We start from the raw sequence: 17,242 nt of genomic DNA on the forward strand, positions 1-17,242 counted from the left end.
GGCGACTAGTCGTCGCCCATGGCTCCCGGTGCGGTCTTCTGGACCTGCATGAGGAACTCGATGTTGCTCTTGGTCTTCTTCAGCTGACTCACCAGGAGATCGATTGCCTGCTGCGAATCGAGGCCGGCAAGCACGCGCCGCAGCTTGTGCACGATCGAGAACTCCTCGGGCGAGAGCAGCAACTCGTCCTTGCGCGTGCTGGACATGTTGACGTCGACGGCCGGGAACACCCTGCGCTCGGAGATCTTGCGGTCAAGTTTGAGCTCGGCGTTGCCGGTGCCCTTGAACTCCTCGAAGATCACCGTGTCGCCGGTGGAACCGGTCTCGACCAGAGCCGAGGCGATGATGGTGAGCGAGCCGCCGTTCTCGATGTTGCGGGCAGCACCGAGGAAACGCTTGGGTGGGTACAGCGCCGTGGAGTCGACACCACCGGACAGGATCCGGCCCGAAGCCGGCGACGCATTGTTGTACGCGCGACCCAGCCGGGTGATCGAATCGAGCAGCACCACAACGTCTTTGCCGTCTTCGACCAGACGCTTGGCCCGCTCGATCGCCAGCTCGGCCACCGAGGTGTGGTCTGACGGCGGGCGGTCGAAGGTGGAGGCGATGACCTCACCCTTCACCGACCGCTGCATGTCGGTGACCTCTTCGGGCCGCTCGTCCACGAGCACCACCATGAGGTAGCACTCGGGGTTGTTGATCGAGATGGCATTAGCGATGTTCTGCAGAATCGTCGTCTTACCGGCCTTGGGCGGGGACACGATCAGTGCACGCTGTCCCTTGCCGATCGGCATGACCAGGTCGATGACGCGGGTGGAGATGCGCTCGCTGGTGGTCTCCAAGCGAAGACGCTGATTCGGATACAGCGGGGTCAGCTTGTTGAACTCCGGCCGGCGCTTGGCGGTCTCGACGTCAGCGCCGTTCACCGAATCGAGCCGGACCAGCGGATTGAACTTCTGACGCTGGTTCGACTGCTCACCATCGCGCGGGACCTTGACCGCCCCGGTGATCGCGTCACCGCGACGTAGCCCGTTCTTGCGGATGAGGTTCATCGACACGTAGACGTCGTTCGGTCCGGCGAGGTAGCCCGAAGTACGAACGAACGCGTAGTTGTCCAGCACATCGAGGATTCCCGCGACCGGCTGCAACACGTCGTCGTCGGAGATCTGTGGCTCGCGCTCGTTGCCGCCACCGCCGCCTTCGCCGCGGTCACGTCCCCGTCGACGCTCACGGAAACGGCGTCCCCGCCGACCGCCGCGGCCGTCGCCGTCCTCGTCGTCGTCACGGGGACCGTTGTCGCGGTTGTCACGGGGGCCGCTGTTCTGGCCACTTCCCTGATCGTTGCGGTTGCGGTTCCTGTTGCCCTGCTCGGAGCGGTTTCCCTGCTCCGAACGGTTGCCCTGGTCGTCGCGGTTGCGGTCGTCGCGGTTGCGGTTGTCACGGCCCTGGCCTTCGCGGCTGGAGCCGCTGCTGCCCTGGTTGTCGCGGCCCTGGTTGTCGCGAGTCTGACCCTCTCGGGTCTGATTGTCGCGGCCCTGACCCTCGCGACCCTGGCTTTCACGGCCCTGGTTGTCCCGACCTGCGGCCTGCCCGTCGCGACCACGACGACGCTGCCGCCGCTGGTCGTTGCCGTCTGCCTGGTCACCGTCTTGGGAAGACTCGTCGGTCTTCGGCGCAGCCTTCTCCTCGGCAGGCGCCGCAGTGGCAGCTTGCTCGGGTTCGACCTTTGTGGTTTCGGTGGTCTTCGTCGCTGCTTCGGCGGCGGGTTCCGCAGGGGCGGAGGCGCTCTTGACCTGCGGCTTCTCGGCAGTGGCAGTCGGCGCGTCCTCCGACGGCGCCGTTCCTGCCGAGGTCTTGTCTGCGGGCGCCTTGCTGGAGGCGGCCTTGCCCTTGATGGCAGGTGCGCTGGACGCCCCGCCGCTCTGGCGTTCCTTGATGGCCGCGATCAGGTCGCTCTTGCGCATACCCGACGTGCCCTTGATGCCCAGCTCTCCCGCCAGGCCACGAAGTTCAGTCAGAACCATTCCCGATAGCCCGGTCCCACGACGACGTTCGGCTTTCGGAGTGTCAACTCCACCGAGGTCGAGCGTGTTCTCCGAGCCCGGTGCAGTGATCAGGTCCGTATCCGTCAACGGATATCCTTTCCTTCCCCCGCCGGTAGATTCGCGAGGGCCAAAGTTCTCGCACCCGGAGCCCAGGTGAGAGGTGCCGCTTGTTTTTCAGCGGTCTTATGAGGCGTGTGTCGTTTGCCGCGCTTTATATTTCACGGACTGGCGCCCGCGGGCTGTGATTCGAATTTGACATCCGATGAGAAGCACGCTCGGGTGAAAACATCCGCGGCTGGACGGGTACATGCTAGCCAGGATCAGTAGTTCGGGCAACACCCACAGAATGCGGCGTGTTCACAAACTGCGAATCAATCAAAGTTGCACCCGCCGTGGTCAGTGTACGACTACTCCGGGTGCAATCTCTACTTCCTGCAGAGCAAATCCCAGCTCAGCTGCCTTGTCGCGGGTCTGAGGTGGTAGTTCCGACGCCGTCAGCGCCAGCACGGTGGGCCCGGCGCCCGACACTGTGGCCGGCACCTGCCGCTCACGCAACCATCGCACCAGAGCGGCCGTCGCCGGCATCACCGGGGCCCGGTAGTCCTGGTGCAGTCGATCCTCGGTCGCAGCCATCAGCAACTGGGGTTCGGTCGTCAACGCCACCACGGCCAGGGCCGCGCGGCTGACATTGAAGACCGCATCCGCCCGGGACACCGCGTCCGGCAACAACCCACGGGTGACCGCGGTCGACGACTCGACCTGCGGAATCATGGCGTAGGCGCGAATACCTGGATGCAGCTCCAGCGACCTCGCGAAGTAATTGAGTGCCGGCGAGTCCCCCGCCACGTCGGAGGTGTGGACGCCCGCGGTGGGTTCGGACCAGGACACGACTGCCGAACCGAGGACACTCGCCGAGGCATTGTCCGGGTGGCCTTCGAACTCCGACGACAGCTGGATCAACGCCTCGGTGGACAGTTGTGTTCCCAGGCCGGCTGCGCGGACCAGGCCGGCGGCGACCGCCAGCCCGCCGACGACTGCGGACGCCGACGACCCCAGACCACGGGCATGGGGAATGCTGTTGCGGCACTTGACGTCCAGGCCCGGGGCCGTCACGCCCGCCGCCGCCAGCCCCCGATTGATCGCCCGGACAACCAGGTGTCGCTCGTCGAGCGGTACTCCCTCGGCGCCTTCACCGCTGACGGTGATGCGCAGTGCATCGCCACCGACGGTGACGGAGATGTCGTCGTAGATGCCCAGAGCGATACCCAGACAATCAAACCCGGGGCCCAGATTGGCACTCGACGCGGGAACCCGCGCTTGCGCCTGGACCCCCGCAGGCAGAACGGGATTCACGTCCACACCTTCGCGACGGAGCCCAGCCACGTGCGAGTCATCGCCAGAGGATTCATCAGTCCGCGTTGCCCACACCGTCATGATCGGTTCCCATCAGCCCACATTCAGCGCGCGTGCGACAGCCACCGGATCAACCGGGATTGCCTCTACCGGCGGGATGCCGGCCAACGCGGTGTCGGGATCCTTGAGGCCGTTGCCGGTGACGGTGCAGACGACGAGCTCGCCCGCAGACACCCAGCCCTCTTCACGGGCGGCAAGAAGTCCGGCGACACTGGCGGCCGACGCCGGCTCGACGAAGACACCTTCGTGGCCTGCGATCAGCCGGTAGGCCTCGAGGAGTTTCTCGTCGGTGGCAGCCCGGAATTGACCACCCGATTCGTCTTTGGCGGCCACTGCCTGGTTCCAGCTGGCGGGTGAGCCGATCCGGATGGCGGTGGCGATCGTCTCGGGATCCTTGACCGGTTTGCCGGTGACCAGAGGGGCCGCGCCGGCCGCCTGCACGCCGAGCATGCGAGGGGTCGACCCGACAACACCGTCGCGGTGGTACTCGGTGTAGCCCTTCCAGTACGCGGTGATGTTGCCCGCGTTCCCCACCGGCAACGCATGCACGTCAGGAGCCCTGCCGAGCACATCCATGATCTCGAAGGCGGCAGTTTTCTGACCTTCGATGCGGGCGGGGTTCACCGAGTTGACCAGCTCGATCTCGGTCCACTCGGCGGTGGCCTTGCGAGCCAGTTCGAGGCAGTCGTCGAAGTTGCCCTGCACCTGGATGATCTTCGCGCCGTGCATCACGGCCTGGGCGAGTTTGCCCATTGCGATCTTGCCCTCGGGGATGAGGACGGCGCACGTGATGCCGGCGCGGGTCGCGTACGCGGCAGCCGAGGCCGAGGTGTTCCCGGTGGACGCGCACAGCACCGCGGTCTTCCCGTTGTTGACGGCGTTGCTCACGGCCATCGTCATCCCGCGGTCCTTGAACGAGCCGGTCGGGTTGAGGCCCTCCACCTTGAGGTACACCTCGCACCCGGTGATCTCGGACAGGTGCGGTGCGGCGATCAACGGTGTGCCACCCTCGAGCAGGGTGACGACCTTCCAGTCGTCCTTGACAGGCAATCGGTCGCGGTACGCCTCGATCAATCCCGGCCATGCGCGGTGCACGGCGACAGACTCACTCATTGGTTCCCTCCAGTCGGAGAACGCTGGACACGCTCAGGACGGCCTCCAGCTTCTCCAGTGCCGCAACGGTTTCGGACAATGCCGCATCAGGTGCGCGATGGGTGACCACCACGAGCCGGGCGTCGTCGCCGGCGCCTTCCTGGCGAACGGTCGAGATGCTGATGCCTCGTGAGGAGAACTCTCCGGCGACTGTTGCGAGCACCCCGGCGCGGTCCGCCACCCGCATCGACACGTAGTACCGGGTTCGCACGTCACCCATGGGGGCGATCGGCAGCGACGCGTACGTGGACTCCAGTGGGCCACGACCACCGTGCACTTTGTTGCGCGCAGCCATCACCAGGTCTCCCAACACCGCCGATGCGGTGGGTGCGCCACCGGCACCTTGTCCGTAGAACATCAGCCGACCGGCGTTCTCGGCTTCGACGACCACCGCGTTGAAAGCGCCGTTGACCGCCGCGAGAGGATGTTCGAGCGGTACCAGCGCCGGATAGACGCGGGCCGAAATGCGTTGCTGCCCATCCTCACCGACGATCCGCTCGCAAATCGACAGCAGCTTCACCGTGCAGTCGAGTGCCTGTGCCGAGACGAGGTCGGCAGCGGTGATCTTGGAGATGCCCTCGCGGTAGACGTTGAGCGCGGTGACCCTCGAATGGAAGGAGATCGACGCCAGGATGGCTGCTTTCGCCGCCGCGTCGTAGCCCTCGACATCGGCCGTCGGGTCGGCCTCGGCGTAGCCGAGTCGGCCTGCCTCGGCGAGCGTCTCCTCGTAGTCACTGCCGTCGGCGTCCATCGCGGACAGGATGAAGTTGGTTGTGCCGTTGACGATTCCGGCGACACGGTTGACGGTGTCACCGGCGAGCGACTGCATCAGCGGGCGGATCACCGGGATGGCGCCGGCCACGGCCGCCTCGAAGTACAGATCCACCTTCGCCCCGGCTGCGGCAGTCGCGAGTTCGCCGGTGTAATCGGCGAGCAGCGCCTTGTTGGCGGTGACCACGGACTTGCCGCTCTGCAGCGATTCGCGGATCAACATCCGCGGCGGGTCGATGCCGCCGATGAGTTCGACAACGATGTCCACGTCGTCGCGGGCAACGAGGTCTTCGGGCTTGTCGGTGAGCAGGGCCGGGTCCACCCCGTCACGAGGAACATTCAGGTTCCGGACGGCGACCCCGCGCAGTTCCAGTGGGGCACCGACCCGTGCCTGCAGATCAGCGGCGTTGTCGGTGAGGATGCGAACCACCTCGGTACCGACATTTCCCATTCCGAGTACCGCAACGCCGATGGCGCGGGCCCCGTTGTCGTTGATTCGGCTGTCCGTCACTCGTTCACCTCCAAGCTCAGTAGATCTTCGACAGTTTCACGACGCAGGATCACTCGCGCGTCGCCTCCCCGCGTGGCGACCACGGCGGGTCGGGTGACCATGTTGTAGCGACTCGACATCGAGTAGCAGTAGGCGCCGGTGGCGCCCACCATCAGCACGTCGCCGGGGCCGACATCGTCGGGAAGCCAGCAGTCGCGGATGACGATGTCGCCGCTCTCGCAGTGCTTTCCGACCACCCGACTGACCACCGCGTTCGCAGTGGAGACCCGCGACGCCAGCCGGACGTCGTACTCGGCCTGGTACAGCGAGGTGCGGATGTTGTCGCTCATACCGCCGTCGACGGACACGTAGCGGCGATGAGCTCCGCCCGGACCGAGCTGGACGTCTTTGACCGTGCCGACGGTGTACAACGTGACACCGGCCGGACCGGCGATCGCTCGGCCCGGTTCCACCGCGATGGTCGGGGTGGGTAGGCCCAGTGCGGCCGATTCACGTTCGACGATGGCCGCGAGTTTGTCGGCGACTTCCTGCACCGGAGGCGGGTCGTCGGAGGGCAGGTATGAGATACCCAGTCCCCCACCGAGATCCAGGATCGAGAGTTGGGCGGTCTTGTCCACGCCGAACTCCGAGACCACGTCCCGAAGCAAGGACAGGACACGGTGGGCGGCCAGCTCGAAACCACCCACGTCGAAGATCTGCGAACCGATGTGGCTGTGCAGCCCCACCAGTCGCAGGTTGTCGGTGGCAAAGACGCGTCGGACCGCGTCCATCGCCGTGCCACCGGCCAAGGAAAAGCCGAACTTCTGGTCTTCGTGTGCCGTGGAGATGAACTCGTGGGTGTGCGCCTCCACACCCACGGTGATCCGGATGAGGACGTCCTGGACCACGCCGAGCCGGCCGGCGATCTCATCGAGACGTTCGATCTCGATCATGGAGTCGAGCACCACGTGCTCTACGCCCGAGGTGACCGCGAGTTCGAGCTCGTACGGCGATTTGTTGTTGCCGTGCAGGGCGATCCGATCGGCCGGGAAACCCGCACGCAACGCCACCGTCAGCTCGCCGGCCGAACACACATCGAGAGACAGACCCTCTGAGTGCACCCAGCGCGCGACCTCGGTGGACAGGAACGCCTTGGACGCATAGTGAACGTGCTGCGCCGATCCGAATGCCTTTGCCATCTCGGCGCATCGCGCCCGGAAGTCCTCTTCGTTGATGACAAACAGTGGGGTGCCGTATCTCTCGGCCAGCTCGGTGACCGCGATGCCGCCGATCTGCGCCACACCGTTCTCATCGCGACCGGTGCCCTGCGGGTAGATCGCCTCCGGCAACTGCGCGAGTTCCTCTGGAGAGTTGGGCCTTTCGGCCAGGTGCGGTGCCGCCACGACCTCCGCGTGCCGTGGTCCGGCGGGGTGTGCGTTCACATTCGCTCCGGTGCGCTCACGCCGACCATCGCCAAACCGTTGGCGATGACCTGCTGGGTGGCGCCGCACAGAGCCAACCGTGCGGCGTGGAGATCGGTGGGTTCCTCGTCGCCCTGAGGCAGGACCCGGCACCGGTCATAGAACTTGTGGTACGTGCTCGCCAGCGCTTCGAGATACCGGCAGACACGGTGCGGCTCACGCAATTGCGCGGCTGCAGCGACCACTGCGGGGAAGTCTCCCAGCGTACGGATCAGGTCACCCTCGGCCCGATCCACCAGCAGCTCGAGGTGGTCGGTGGCGGCGGTGAGACCCAGGGCCTCGGCATTGCGGCCGATCGCCGCGAGGCGGGCGTGCGCGTATTGCACGTAGTAGACCGGGTTTTCGTTCGACTGGCTGACGAGGAGGTCGAGGTCGATGTCGATGTTCACGTCCACCGACGACCGGATGAGTGAGTAGCGGGCGGCGTCCACACCGACCGCGTCCACCAGATCGTCGAGGGTGATGACCGTGCCCGCCCGCTTGCTCATCCGCACCGGCTGCCCATCGCGCACGAGATTGACCATCTGCCCGATCAGTACCTCCAGACGGTCGGGGTCGTCGCCGAGCGCCGCGGCCGCAGCCTTGAGCCGGACGACGTAACCGTGATGGTCGGCGCCGAGCATGTAGATACAGAGATCGAACCCGCGGTCACGCTTGTCCTTGAAGTACGCGATGTCGCCTGCGATGTACGCCGCCTCGCCGTCGCTCTTGATGACCACGCGGTCTTTGTCGTCACCGAACGCGGTCGACCGCAGCCACCAGGCGCCGTCGTTCTCGTAGAGGTTGCCGTTTGCCTTCAGTTCGGCGATGGCCTTGTCGACCTGACCGCTCTCGAACATCTTGTTCTCGTGTGTGTAGACGTCGAAGTCGGTGCCGAACTCGTGCAGGTTCGCCTTGATCTGCGCGAACATGAGGTCGACGCCCCGGGCACGGAATGTCTCGAGCCGCTCTGCCTCCGGGAGGTCCAGAGCGCCGGGCGCGGCGTCGAGCACCTGTGCCGCGATCTCACCGATGTAGGCGCCGGCATACCCGTCCTCGGGAGTGGGTTCACCGAGTGCGGCGGCAACCAGCGACCGCGCGAACCGGTCGATCTGTGCGCCGTGGTCGTTGAAGTAGTACTCGCGGGTGACCGCGGCACCTTCGGCCGAGAGGACCCGGCCCAGCGCGTCGCCCACGGCAGCCCACCGCGTGCCACCGAGGTGGATCGGACCGGTCGGGTTGGCCGAGACGAACTCGAGGTTCACCCGGAGTCCGTCGAGAGTCGTTCCGGTCCCGTAGGCCGCACCACGTTCGATCACTCCGGCGACCACCACGTTCTGCGCGTCGGCGGCGAGTCGGATGTTCACGAAACCGGGTCCGGCGATCTCGGCGGTGGCGATGCCCTGACGGCTGGAGAGCTCGGCAGCAAGCCATCCGGCCAGCTCACGCGGGTTGACGCCGACCTTCTTACCGAGTTGCAGCGCGATGTTGGTGGCGTAGTCGCCGTGCTCGGGATTGCGCGGCCGTTCCACGACAACACTCTCCGGCAGCGCGGACGGGTCGAGTCCGTGGTCGGTGAGGACGGTTGAGGTGGCGGCATGCAGCAGCACCGCGAGGTCGGCGGGGGTCACGATGCACCATCCTATTGGCCCGCACCTCATCATTGACAATCGCCGTCTCCCTGCACAGCGATTGCCGTCGACGCGCACAAGTACACTGTCGGTCGCCGGTTCACATGCCGGCACGCACTCGTTCGCTCACCCCAGTTTTTGCACCGAAAGAGATCCATGGCCGACGCCGATAAAAAGGGCAACAAGATTCCCAAGAAACCGTCCACCGCAGGTAAGTCCGGCAAGAAGAAGGCCGGGCAGGTCCCCGTGGTGAAGGCGGGGGGCGTCGGACGGCAGATCCCCTGGATGACCATCGGCGCGGTGGTGGTGATCATCGCGCTCGTCGGCGGACTCGCCGCGTACCTGGTACCCAAGTATCTCGATCAGCGTGAAGTCGCGAAGTTCACACCGTCGGCGTCCAATCCCGACCCTTCGGACAAGATCGACGGCGTCACCAAGATCTATTACCCGGCCGGTCAGCACGTGCAGCCGACGCAGCGCGTGGCCTACGACCAGTCGCCTCCGTTCGGCGGACCTCACGACGCGGTCTGGGCCGCGTGTACCGGCATCGTCTACCCGAACCAGTTGCGGACCGAGAACGCCGTCCACGCGCTCGAACACGGTGCGGTCTGGATCGCCTACAACCCGGACACCATCGCTCCCGGCGACCTCGACATCCTGCAGGACAAGGTCGAGGGCGAGCCGTACATGCTGATGTCGCCCTACCCGGGCCTGGACACGCCGATCTCGCTGCAGTCGTGGGGCCATCAGCTCAAGCTCGACTCCGCAGGCGACGAACGCGTCGACCAGTTCATCGAGGCACTGCGGCAGAACTCGAACAGCGGCGTGTACCCCGGCCAGCCCGACGCCACCGCGTATCCCGAGATCGGGGCCTCCTGCGCGGCGACGCCCGGTGCGTTCGACCCGAACAGCCCGCCGCCGGCGGACGTCGGCCCGATCCCCGCTGACGCCATCCCCATGGACGGCACCGGCACCACCCCCGCCACCGAGGAGGGGCTGGTCGCACCGGAACAGCCGATGACCACTGCTCCCGCCCCGGCGCAGCCCGTCCCGGCCACACCTGCGGGCTGATGGACGACTCGGAGTCCAGTACCGACTCGAACACCCCCCAACAGGCCGAGCCCGGCTCGGATACCGGGAGCGGACCGGCTGAGGCCGAGCGGACCCCCGCTTCTGGCGTACAACGCCGGCAGTTGCCGGCGATGCTGGTGCTCGGCGCGGTCGCCATGCTGCTGCTCGGTGTGGTCGTCGGTCTTTTGCTTCGCATCAGCTTCGAAGGCGACGACAACAACAGGCCCGCCGAAGACTCGGCTGCGGTGGGCTTCGCGCAGGACATGATCCGTCACCACCAGCAGGCTGTGGAGATGGCGACCGTCGAGTTGTATGGCGGAAACGACCCCCAGGTGCAGTCGCTTGCCTACGACATCCTCACCTCGCAGACCAACCAGATCGGCCAGATGCAGTCGTGGCTGACCCGCTGGGACTATCCGCTCGACAATCCCGACGAGGCGATGGCCTGGATGCAGGGTCACAGTGACGGGCACGGTCACGGGGGCAGCACTGAGTCGAGCATGTCGATGGGGCCGAGGGCGCCCGGTTCACCCCCGATGCCGGGCATGGCGACCACCGAGGAGATGACAAAGCTGCGCACGCTGCAGGGCGCCGAATTGGACACCTACTTCCTGCAGTTGATGTTGCGCCATCATCAGGGCGGGTCCGAGATGATGGAGTTTGCCACCGAGCGCGATCACGTCCAGGAAGACTTCGTCCGGCAGCTCGCCCAGCAGATGGTCAATGTCCAGCAATCGGAGTCGGACACGATGGCGAAGATGCTCGAACCCCGTGGGGCGCAACCTCTTCCGATGAACTAGTCGCCGGTCACCGCGCGGGCGGCAAGTCCTCGAAGACCGATCGCCAGTACTCCTCGGGAACGGTGTGGCCGGACTTGAGGATCAGCGCCAGGCCGGTCGCCATGAAGATGCCCAGGATGCCCAGCCACAGGCCGAACACCCCGATGGCAATCCAGGCCGCGGTGACCAGTGGCGGCCACGGATCGACCACCACCAACAGCGGGGCGAACAGGAACCCGAGTCCGATGTACCAGGACGAGCCTGCCCGATCCATGATCAGGACCGCCCGTAGCCAGCGCGGCGCCCCGGGCACAGTGGTTGTGACTGCGTCTTGTCGATCGATATCCATGCCTTCAGGGTCGCCGCATCGGTGGTCGAAAACGATTACGCCGGAGGTAAGAAAAGCACCCCCGCCTCCGTAGTCCGCCCACTGCCCGGCGATATGGCAACGGAAAACGAGAACACGTTCTAGTATGGGACCGTCCACACACGGCTCGGGGATGGTGCATGTACGACTTCGAAGAACGACGTGACGATGACTCCGCCCTGTCATCAGAGCGGTTTCCCAAACCGCCCCTCGCGCTGACCGCGCTCGAACTGGCTCGCGTGATGGTCGAGTACCCCACATCGGCGGTGGTGGACGCCATCCTCCCGAGCCATGGTGTGGGCGAGGGACGTCCGGTGCTGGTGATCCCCGGTTTCTACGCAACCGATGGCCTCACCAACAGGATGCGCTCCCATCTGCGCGGTCTCGGTTACCGAGCCCACGGATGGCACCTCGGCCGCAACTTCGGATTGACCGACCAGATCGTCGAGGGGCTACCCGACCGACTGGACCGACTTCACCAACGTTATGGCGTGCAGGTCAGTGTTGTCGGCTGGAGTTTCGGCGGCCTGCTCGCCCGGTGGCTGGGCCACGAACGTCCCGACGCGGTACGGCAGGTCATCTGCCTGGGGTCCCCGTGGCGGCCTGAGGGTGAGGTGACCAGGACGACGGCGATGTTCGAGCACGCCGCGCGCAAGTACGGCCTCGTCGACAACGCGCGAGAGATCGTCGACACTCTCCGAGGACCGCTGCCCGTCCGGTGTACGGCGATCTATTCCAAGACCGACGGGATACTCAACTGGCGCAGTTGTGCACTCGACGAGGACGACAACTGCGAGAACATCGCCGTTCTCAGCAGCCACATCGGGCTGGTCTCCAATCCACTGGCCCTGAGCGTGCTCGCCGATCGACTGGCCCAGAACCCGCTTGCGCCAGAACCTTTCGACTGGGCGCGGTGTGTTCGTCATACCCTCCTCGGTCCATCGGTGAGCGCCCCGACGTTGAGAAAGACCGCATGAGCACCGACAAGACGGCCGGCGAGTCCGGCAACGAGCCCACAGGCGCAGAGTCGGACGAAGAACTGTGGGAATTGCGTGACGGAGCCTGGGTGACCCGGTTGATACCGATCCTGCGATTGGCGGTCAAGGGCTGGTTCCGGTCCGAGGTGAAGGGCATGGCGAACGTGCCCGATGGCGGAGCGCTGCTGGTGTCCAATCACTCCGGAGGCCTCCTCGCGATGGACGTGCCGGTGATCGCGGTGGAGTTCTTCGATCACTTCGGCAGTGAGCGCCCCCTGTACGTGCTGGCGCACGACATGCTGTTCATCGGCCAGGGAAAACAACTGTTCGCTCGCGCGGGTTTCGTTCCGGCCAATCGCCGCAACGCCGACCAGCTCCTCCGCAGCGGCGGCGTCACCATCGTCTTCCCCGGCGGCGACTACGACGTGTTCCGGCCGTCCACATCTGCCAACCGCATCGACTTCAACGGGCGTACGGGGTACGTGCGGACCGCTCTCGAAGCCGGGGTGCCCATCGTCCCGGTGGTGAGCATCGGAGGGCACGAGGCCCAGATCTTCCTCAGCCGCGGTGAGGATCTCGCCAAGCTGTTGCGTCTCGACAAACTCATGCGGACCAAGCTCGCTCCGCTGTCCTTCGGATTCCCCTTCGGGTTGTCGCTGCAGTTCCCTCCGAACCTGCCGATGCCGACCAAGATCGAGACACGGGTGCTCGAACCGATCGACATCGTCGCGGAGTTCGGACCCGACCCCGACATCGCTGAAGTCGATCGTGTGGTCCGCGACCGTATGCAGTCCACGTTGGATGAGATGGCCCGGGCACGCCGCTTCCCGGTGCTCGGATGACCACAGGATCAGGAGCCACGTAGTGACCGAGTTGATTGGCCGAATTCGCCGGATGCTGTGGACCATCGGGGTACTCGTCCGCAGCGGCATGCTCGCCCCGCTGCGCCCGGACAAGTACCTGCGGATGGGACTCGTGATCTGGCGTCAGGGCACCACACCGATGACCGGCCTCGGGTTGGCAGCAGTGCGGCGGCCGAACGCCACTGCCCTCGTCGACGAACTGGGCAGCCTGACGTGGGCGCAGCTCGACACCCGTAGCGACGCTCTCGCCACGGCGTTGCGCGACCTGCGGCGAGAGCCTGACCAGACCGTCGGCATCCTCTGCCGCAACCACCGTGGCCTCGTCGAAAGCCTCTTGGCATCAACAAAACTCGGCGCCGACTCGCTCCTGTTGAACACCGGGTTCTCGGGCCCTCAGCTCACGGAGGTACTCCTTCGCGAGCACACCGGCGTCCTCATCTACGACGAAGAGTTCGCCGACCTCGTGGCCCACGCCCGTTCGCACGTCGAGGATCTCGCCGAAGTGATCGCGTGGACAGACAGCAGCACCGACGCTCCCACCGTCGAAGGGCTCATCAACAAACATCGTGGCGCCAAACGTCCGGGACGTCCCGATTCCCCGGGACGTATCGTCCTGCTGACCTCCGGCACCACCGGGACCCCCAAAGGCGCACGCCGCTCCGGTGGCGGGGGCGCCGGAGCGCTCGCGGCCATGTTCGACCGCATCCCCTGGAAGGCGGAAGAGAAGATCGTCGTCGCGGCGCCCATGTTCCACGCCTGGGGCTTCGGGCAGCTCGCCGTGGCCGGGACGATGACCTGCACCGTGGTGATGCGCCGCAAGTTCGACCCGGAGGCGACGCTGAAGTTGGTTGCCGAGCACCGGGCCACCGGTCTTGCGCTCGTGCCGGTGATGCTCGAACGCATCATGGACCTGCCGTCCGACGTCCTCGACCACTACCAGCTGAGCTCACTGCGTTTCGCCACGGTCAGCGGATCGCGGATGAGGGCCGACGCCGTCACCGGGTTCATGGACCGGTTCGGCGATGTGGTCTACAACAGCTACAACGCCACCGAGGCGGGCCTGATCAGTACGGCGACACCTGCGGACCTGCGCGCTGCGACAGACACTGCCGGCCGGCCCGCGGCGGGTACCGAGGTGCGGATCCTCGACGACAACCTCGACGAGCTGCCTGTCGGCGAAGTGGGAAAGATCGCCGTGTTCAGCAACTCTCACTTCGAGGGGTACACGTCGGGTGACTCCAAGGACTTCCACGGCGACTTCATGTTGTCGGGCGACGTGGGCCGTCTGGACGAGAACGGCCGGTTGTTCGTGGTCGGCCGCGACGACGACATGATCGTCTCGGGTGGCGAGAACGTCTATCCCCTGGAGGTCGAGGAGACGCTCAACGCCCACCCCTCGGTCCTCGAAGCTGCAGTGCTCGGAGTGGACGACGACAAGTACGGACAACGGCTGGCGGCCTACGTGGTGCTCAAGCCCGGCGAAGATGCCTCCTGCGACGATCTCAAGGCACACGTCAAGTCCCAATTGGCCGGCTTCAAGGTGCCCCGCGACGTCGAGTTCCTCGACGCCCTCCCCCGCAACGCCACCGGCAAGGTGGTCAAACGCGAACTCACCGGACCCGCGTGATGACAAACGCGGAACAGTTTGGGTAAGTCGCCGATGACGCGACCCGGACCCCTCCATACTTCCGGAATGGAGCGAATGGAAGGGGTTGATGCCGGCTATCTGTACATGGAAACGCCAACCATGCACATGCACACGCTGAAGATAGCCATCATCGAGCCGCGAGAGGGTTTCACGTTCGAGCGTTTCCAGGAGCAGATGCTGGCCAGGCTCGGCCAGCTTCCCCCGCTGCAGCGGCGGGCTCTGCCTGTCCCACTCTCGCTCAATCACCCGCTGTGGATCAGTGACCAGCCGATCGAGCCCGCGCGGCACCTCTTTCTGCACGACCTGCCGGACCCCGGGGGTATGGCGGAGCTCGAGGCGGTCACCGGCGAGATCGCGGGAACCCCGCTCGACAGGTCGATCCCGTTGTGGGAGATGCATGTGTGCCAGGGCATGGCGGACGGGCGAATAGCGGTGATAGGCAAGATGCACCACGCGCTCGCGGACGGCGTGGCGGCCAACGCATTGCTGGGCAACATCACCGACCAGAGTGATGATCCCGAACAGAACCCTGCGCCACAAGAGGATTCGAGGTCTGACAGCTGGGACCTCGAACCGACGCCCACCAAGGCCGAGCAGACCCGGCTTGCCCTGTCCGACGCCATCCGCCAGATGGGCACGGTGCACGGCCTCCTGTCGCGTACGGCGTCCGGAGTCAATGCGGTGGTGCGGCATCGTCGGGGTGAATCGGTGTCGGTACCCAGACCGGTCCTCGACGCGCCCCGGGCATCGTTCAACGGCGCTCTCGGCGCCTCGCGCATCTTCGCCACGTGCACGCTCCCCCTCGACGACATCAAGCAGGTGCGAAAAGCCAACGGCGTCACCGTAAATGATGTGGTGCTGGCGATCGTCGCCGGAGCGCTGCGCGACTGGACCCGGTCGCGCGGTGAGGACCTGTCCGGATCACTTCTGGCCGGGGTGCCGGTGTCGACCGACGACCCCGAGGGCCCCGCGCGTCTCGGTGGCAACCGGGTGTCGAATCTGTTCACAACCCTCGCGACCGACGTGGACGACCCACGTGAACGGTTGCTCGAGATCTCGCGGACAACCGCGGCCTCGAAGAAGGTGCAACAGCACCTGGGTCCTCACATGCTCACCGACTGGGTGCAGTTCACTCCACCGGCACCCTTCAGTGCGGCCCTCAAGCTTTATTCGAAATACAACATGGCGGCCAGACACTCGCCGCCGTTCAACGTCATCGTGTCCAACGTCAAGGGTCCGGCGCAGGACGTGACAATCGCCGGTTCGAAGCTGAGTGATCTCTTCAGCGTCGGACCACTCATCGAAGGTATCGGCCTCAACGTGACCGCGTGGTCCTACGCCGGTCGGCTCAACGTCTCGATCCTGAGCTGCCCAGACCTGGTGGACGATCTCAGTCCGCTCGTGGCACGTATGCGTCCGGCTCTCGATGAACTGGCGAACATGCCCGACTGAGCAGTTCGAGCGAGAGGACGACCATATGACAGTGCAGCTGGCCGGCAAGGCCCTGAACCGGGTCGCGAGTACCAGTGCCGACGCCCTACGCACCGGGCTGGGGGCAGGACTGAAGCAGATCATGCCGTCCGCACCTGCAGTCGACGCCGTGCCCGAGGGCCGGATCGTCGAGCTTCCCGGGCGTGGCCGGACATTTGTCGTCGACGTGCCCGGCCCCTCACCCACCGCCCCCACGATCGTGTTGCTGCACGCGCTGGGATGCACCTCGTATCTGAGCTGGGTGGCCACCTTCAGCGAGCTGTCGCAGCACTACCGGGTTGTCACGTTCGACCAGCGATGGCATGGGCGGGGTATCCGGTCGTCGCGTTTCCGGTTCGTCGACTGTGCAGACGATGTGGTGGCCGTGATGGACGCCCTGGGCATCGAACAAGCAGTCGTGGCCGGCTACTCCATGGGCGGCGCAGTGGCCCAGTTGACGTGGCAGCGGCACCGGAGGCGTGTATCGGGCCTGGTGCTCTGCTCCACCGCGAGGAACTTCCGCGGAAAAAAGGGTGAGCGACTGTTCTTCCCACTGATGACCGCGGCGATGCATCCGTTGGCCAGCTTCGCGCTGTCGCATGTCGACCGGCTGGCACAGACCCTCCCCGAGCTGCCGTCGGTGGAAGTGGCGAACCCGACCGCGTGGAGCAAGGTCGAGTTCCGCAGTACCAGCGCCTGGTCCCTACCCGAGGCGCTCGGTGAGCTCGGTCGTTTCGACTCTGCGGCCTGGATCGGCGGGGTCGACGTTCCGACTGCTGTGGTGGTGACCGGAAAAGACCACATCATCCCCTCACGCCGCCAGCGCAAGTTGGCCGACTCTATACCCGGCGCCCAGGTCTTCACCGCACGCGGTGGGCACGCGGCCATCGTGTTGGGGGCAACAGGGTGGGTTCCGGTGTTTCTCGAGGCGGTCCAGAACGTGACCGATCGTGTGACACCCGGTACCAGAGCAGCGATCTGAGCCGGAGATGTCGCCTGAATCTGTGCCCCCGGCAGGATTCGAACCTGCGGCCTTCCGCTCCGGAGGCGGACGCTCTATCCCCTGAGCTACGGGGGCTCATTGGGCGAGAGTCAGCCTAGCGCA

14 protein-coding genes and 1 tRNA gene are annotated in these 17,242 nt (G+C 65.8%); 7 read left to right on the forward strand and 8 right to left on the reverse strand.

What is annotated here, in order from left to right; genetic code table 11:
• Window positions 1–5 precede the first annotated feature (5 nt).
• From rho to argS, 6 genes are all read right to left on the reverse strand, one after another.
• Window positions 6–2,132 carry a transcription termination factor Rho gene (rho, locus tag ACVWY6_RS24285; RefSeq protein WP_457541483.1) on the reverse strand — a complete coding sequence of 709 codons (2,127 nt, stop codon included), beginning with the start codon at window positions 2,130–2,132 and terminating at the stop codon, window positions 6–8.
• Between the two features lie 309 nt (window positions 2,133–2,441).
• Window positions 2,442–3,398: a homoserine kinase gene (thrB, locus tag ACVWY6_RS24290; protein WP_031332212.1), complete on the reverse strand. Its 957-nt coding sequence runs from the start codon at window positions 3,396–3,398 to the stop codon at window positions 2,442–2,444.
• Between the two features lie 93 nt (window positions 3,399–3,491).
• Window positions 3,492–4,571 carry a threonine synthase gene (gene thrC, locus ACVWY6_RS24295; protein WP_023957868.1) on the reverse strand — a complete coding sequence of 360 codons (1,080 nt, stop codon included), beginning with the start codon at window positions 4,569–4,571 and terminating at the stop codon, window positions 3,492–3,494.
• Window positions 4,564–5,892: a homoserine dehydrogenase gene (locus ACVWY6_RS24300; RefSeq protein ID WP_023957866.1), complete on the reverse strand. Its 1,329-nt coding sequence runs from the start codon at window positions 5,890–5,892 to the stop codon at window positions 4,564–4,566. Before ACVWY6_RS24300 ends, thrC begins: the two co-directional genes overlap by 8 nt.
• The gene (lysA, locus tag ACVWY6_RS24305) at window positions 5,889–7,313 is read right to left on the reverse strand and encodes a diaminopimelate decarboxylase (protein WP_457541485.1); all 1,425 of its coding nucleotides are present in this window, start codon (window positions 7,311–7,313) and stop codon (window positions 5,889–5,891) included. Before lysA ends, ACVWY6_RS24300 begins: the two co-directional genes overlap by 4 nt.
• Window positions 7,310–8,962, reverse strand: coding sequence for an arginine--tRNA ligase (gene argS / locus ACVWY6_RS24310; protein WP_030174304.1), 1,653 nt, complete (start codon window positions 8,960–8,962; stop codon window positions 7,310–7,312). The genes lysA and argS overlap by 4 nt, the downstream gene beginning before the upstream one ends.
• Before the next feature lie 156 nt (window positions 8,963–9,118).
• Between argS and ACVWY6_RS24315 the strand changes: the two genes are divergently transcribed.
• On the forward strand, window positions 9,119–10,033 hold the full coding sequence (locus ACVWY6_RS24315) for a DUF3105 domain-containing protein (RefSeq protein ID WP_023957860.1): 915 nt from the start codon (window positions 9,119–9,121) through the stop codon (window positions 10,031–10,033).
• Complete coding sequence (locus tag ACVWY6_RS24320) at window positions 10,033–10,833, forward strand: DUF305 domain-containing protein (RefSeq protein ID WP_457541487.1); 801 nt, start codon at window positions 10,033–10,035, stop codon at window positions 10,831–10,833. The genes ACVWY6_RS24315 and ACVWY6_RS24320 overlap by 1 nt, the downstream gene beginning before the upstream one ends.
• A 7-nt stretch (window positions 10,834–10,840) precedes the next feature.
• On the opposite strand, the gene ACVWY6_RS24325 is transcribed toward ACVWY6_RS24320, so the two are convergent.
• Window positions 10,841–11,161, reverse strand: coding sequence for a hypothetical protein (locus ACVWY6_RS24325; protein ID WP_457541488.1), 321 nt, complete (start codon window positions 11,159–11,161; stop codon window positions 10,841–10,843).
• 158 nt (window positions 11,162–11,319) lie between these two features.
• On the opposite strand from ACVWY6_RS24325, the gene ACVWY6_RS24330 reads away from it, so the two are divergent.
• From ACVWY6_RS24330 to ACVWY6_RS24350, 5 genes are all read left to right on the forward strand, one after another.
• Window positions 11,320–12,156 (forward strand): esterase/lipase family protein, encoded by an 837-nt coding sequence (locus tag ACVWY6_RS24330; protein WP_457541490.1) that lies wholly within the window; start codon window positions 11,320–11,322, stop codon window positions 12,154–12,156.
• A complete protein-coding gene (locus tag ACVWY6_RS24335; RefSeq protein ID WP_457541492.1) occupies window positions 12,153–12,998 on the forward strand; it encodes a lysophospholipid acyltransferase family protein in 846 nt (281 codons plus the stop codon). The genes ACVWY6_RS24330 and ACVWY6_RS24335 overlap by 4 nt, the downstream gene beginning before the upstream one ends.
• 52 nt (window positions 12,999–13,050) lie before the next feature.
• Window positions 13,051–14,646 (forward strand): AMP-binding protein, encoded by a 1,596-nt coding sequence (locus ACVWY6_RS24340; protein WP_457541549.1) that lies wholly within the window; start codon window positions 13,051–13,053, stop codon window positions 14,644–14,646.
• Window positions 14,647–14,712: 66 nt separating this feature from the next.
• Entirely contained in the window at window positions 14,713–16,119 is a 1,407-nt protein-coding gene (locus tag ACVWY6_RS24345) for a WS/DGAT/MGAT family O-acyltransferase (RefSeq protein WP_457541494.1), read from the forward strand.
• 25 nt (window positions 16,120–16,144) lie between these two features.
• On the forward strand, window positions 16,145–17,119 hold the full coding sequence (locus ACVWY6_RS24350) for an alpha/beta fold hydrolase (protein WP_457541495.1): 975 nt from the start codon (window positions 16,145–16,147) through the stop codon (window positions 17,117–17,119).
• Between the two features lie 23 nt (window positions 17,120–17,142).
• Here the strand turns inward: ACVWY6_RS24350 and ACVWY6_RS24355 are convergent.
• Window positions 17,143–17,215 (reverse strand) — tRNA-Arg (locus tag ACVWY6_RS24355).
• Between the last annotated feature and the right edge of the window lie 27 nt (window positions 17,216–17,242).

Source organism: Williamsia sp. R60, from assembly GCF_054063855.1.

Excerpts from the sequence above, each read along its gene's own strand:
- thrC (WP_023957868.1), bottom strand. The coding sequence starts at position 4,571 with ATGAGTGAGTCTGTCGCCGTGCACCGCGCATGGCCGGGATTGATCGAG.
- ACVWY6_RS24315 (WP_023957860.1), top strand. The coding sequence starts at position 9,119 with ATGGCCGACGCCGATAAAAAGGGCAACAAGATTCCCAAGAAACCGTCC.
- ACVWY6_RS24320 (WP_457541487.1), top strand. The coding sequence starts at position 10,033 with ATGGACGACTCGGAGTCCAGTACCGACTCGAACACCCCCCAACAGGCC.
- ACVWY6_RS24325 (WP_457541488.1), bottom strand. The coding sequence starts at position 11,161 with ATGGATATCGATCGACAAGACGCAGTCACAACCACTGTGCCCGGGGCG.
- ACVWY6_RS24330 (WP_457541490.1), top strand. The coding sequence starts at position 11,320 with ATGTACGACTTCGAAGAACGACGTGACGATGACTCCGCCCTGTCATCA.
- ACVWY6_RS24335 (WP_457541492.1), top strand. The coding sequence starts at position 12,153 with ATGAGCACCGACAAGACGGCCGGCGAGTCCGGCAACGAGCCCACAGGC.
- ACVWY6_RS24340 (WP_457541549.1), top strand. The coding sequence starts at position 13,051 with ATGCTGTGGACCATCGGGGTACTCGTCCGCAGCGGCATGCTCGCCCCG.
- ACVWY6_RS24345 (WP_457541494.1), top strand. The coding sequence starts at position 14,713 with ATGGAGCGAATGGAAGGGGTTGATGCCGGCTATCTGTACATGGAAACG.
- ACVWY6_RS24350 (WP_457541495.1), top strand. The coding sequence starts at position 16,145 with ATGACAGTGCAGCTGGCCGGCAAGGCCCTGAACCGGGTCGCGAGTACC.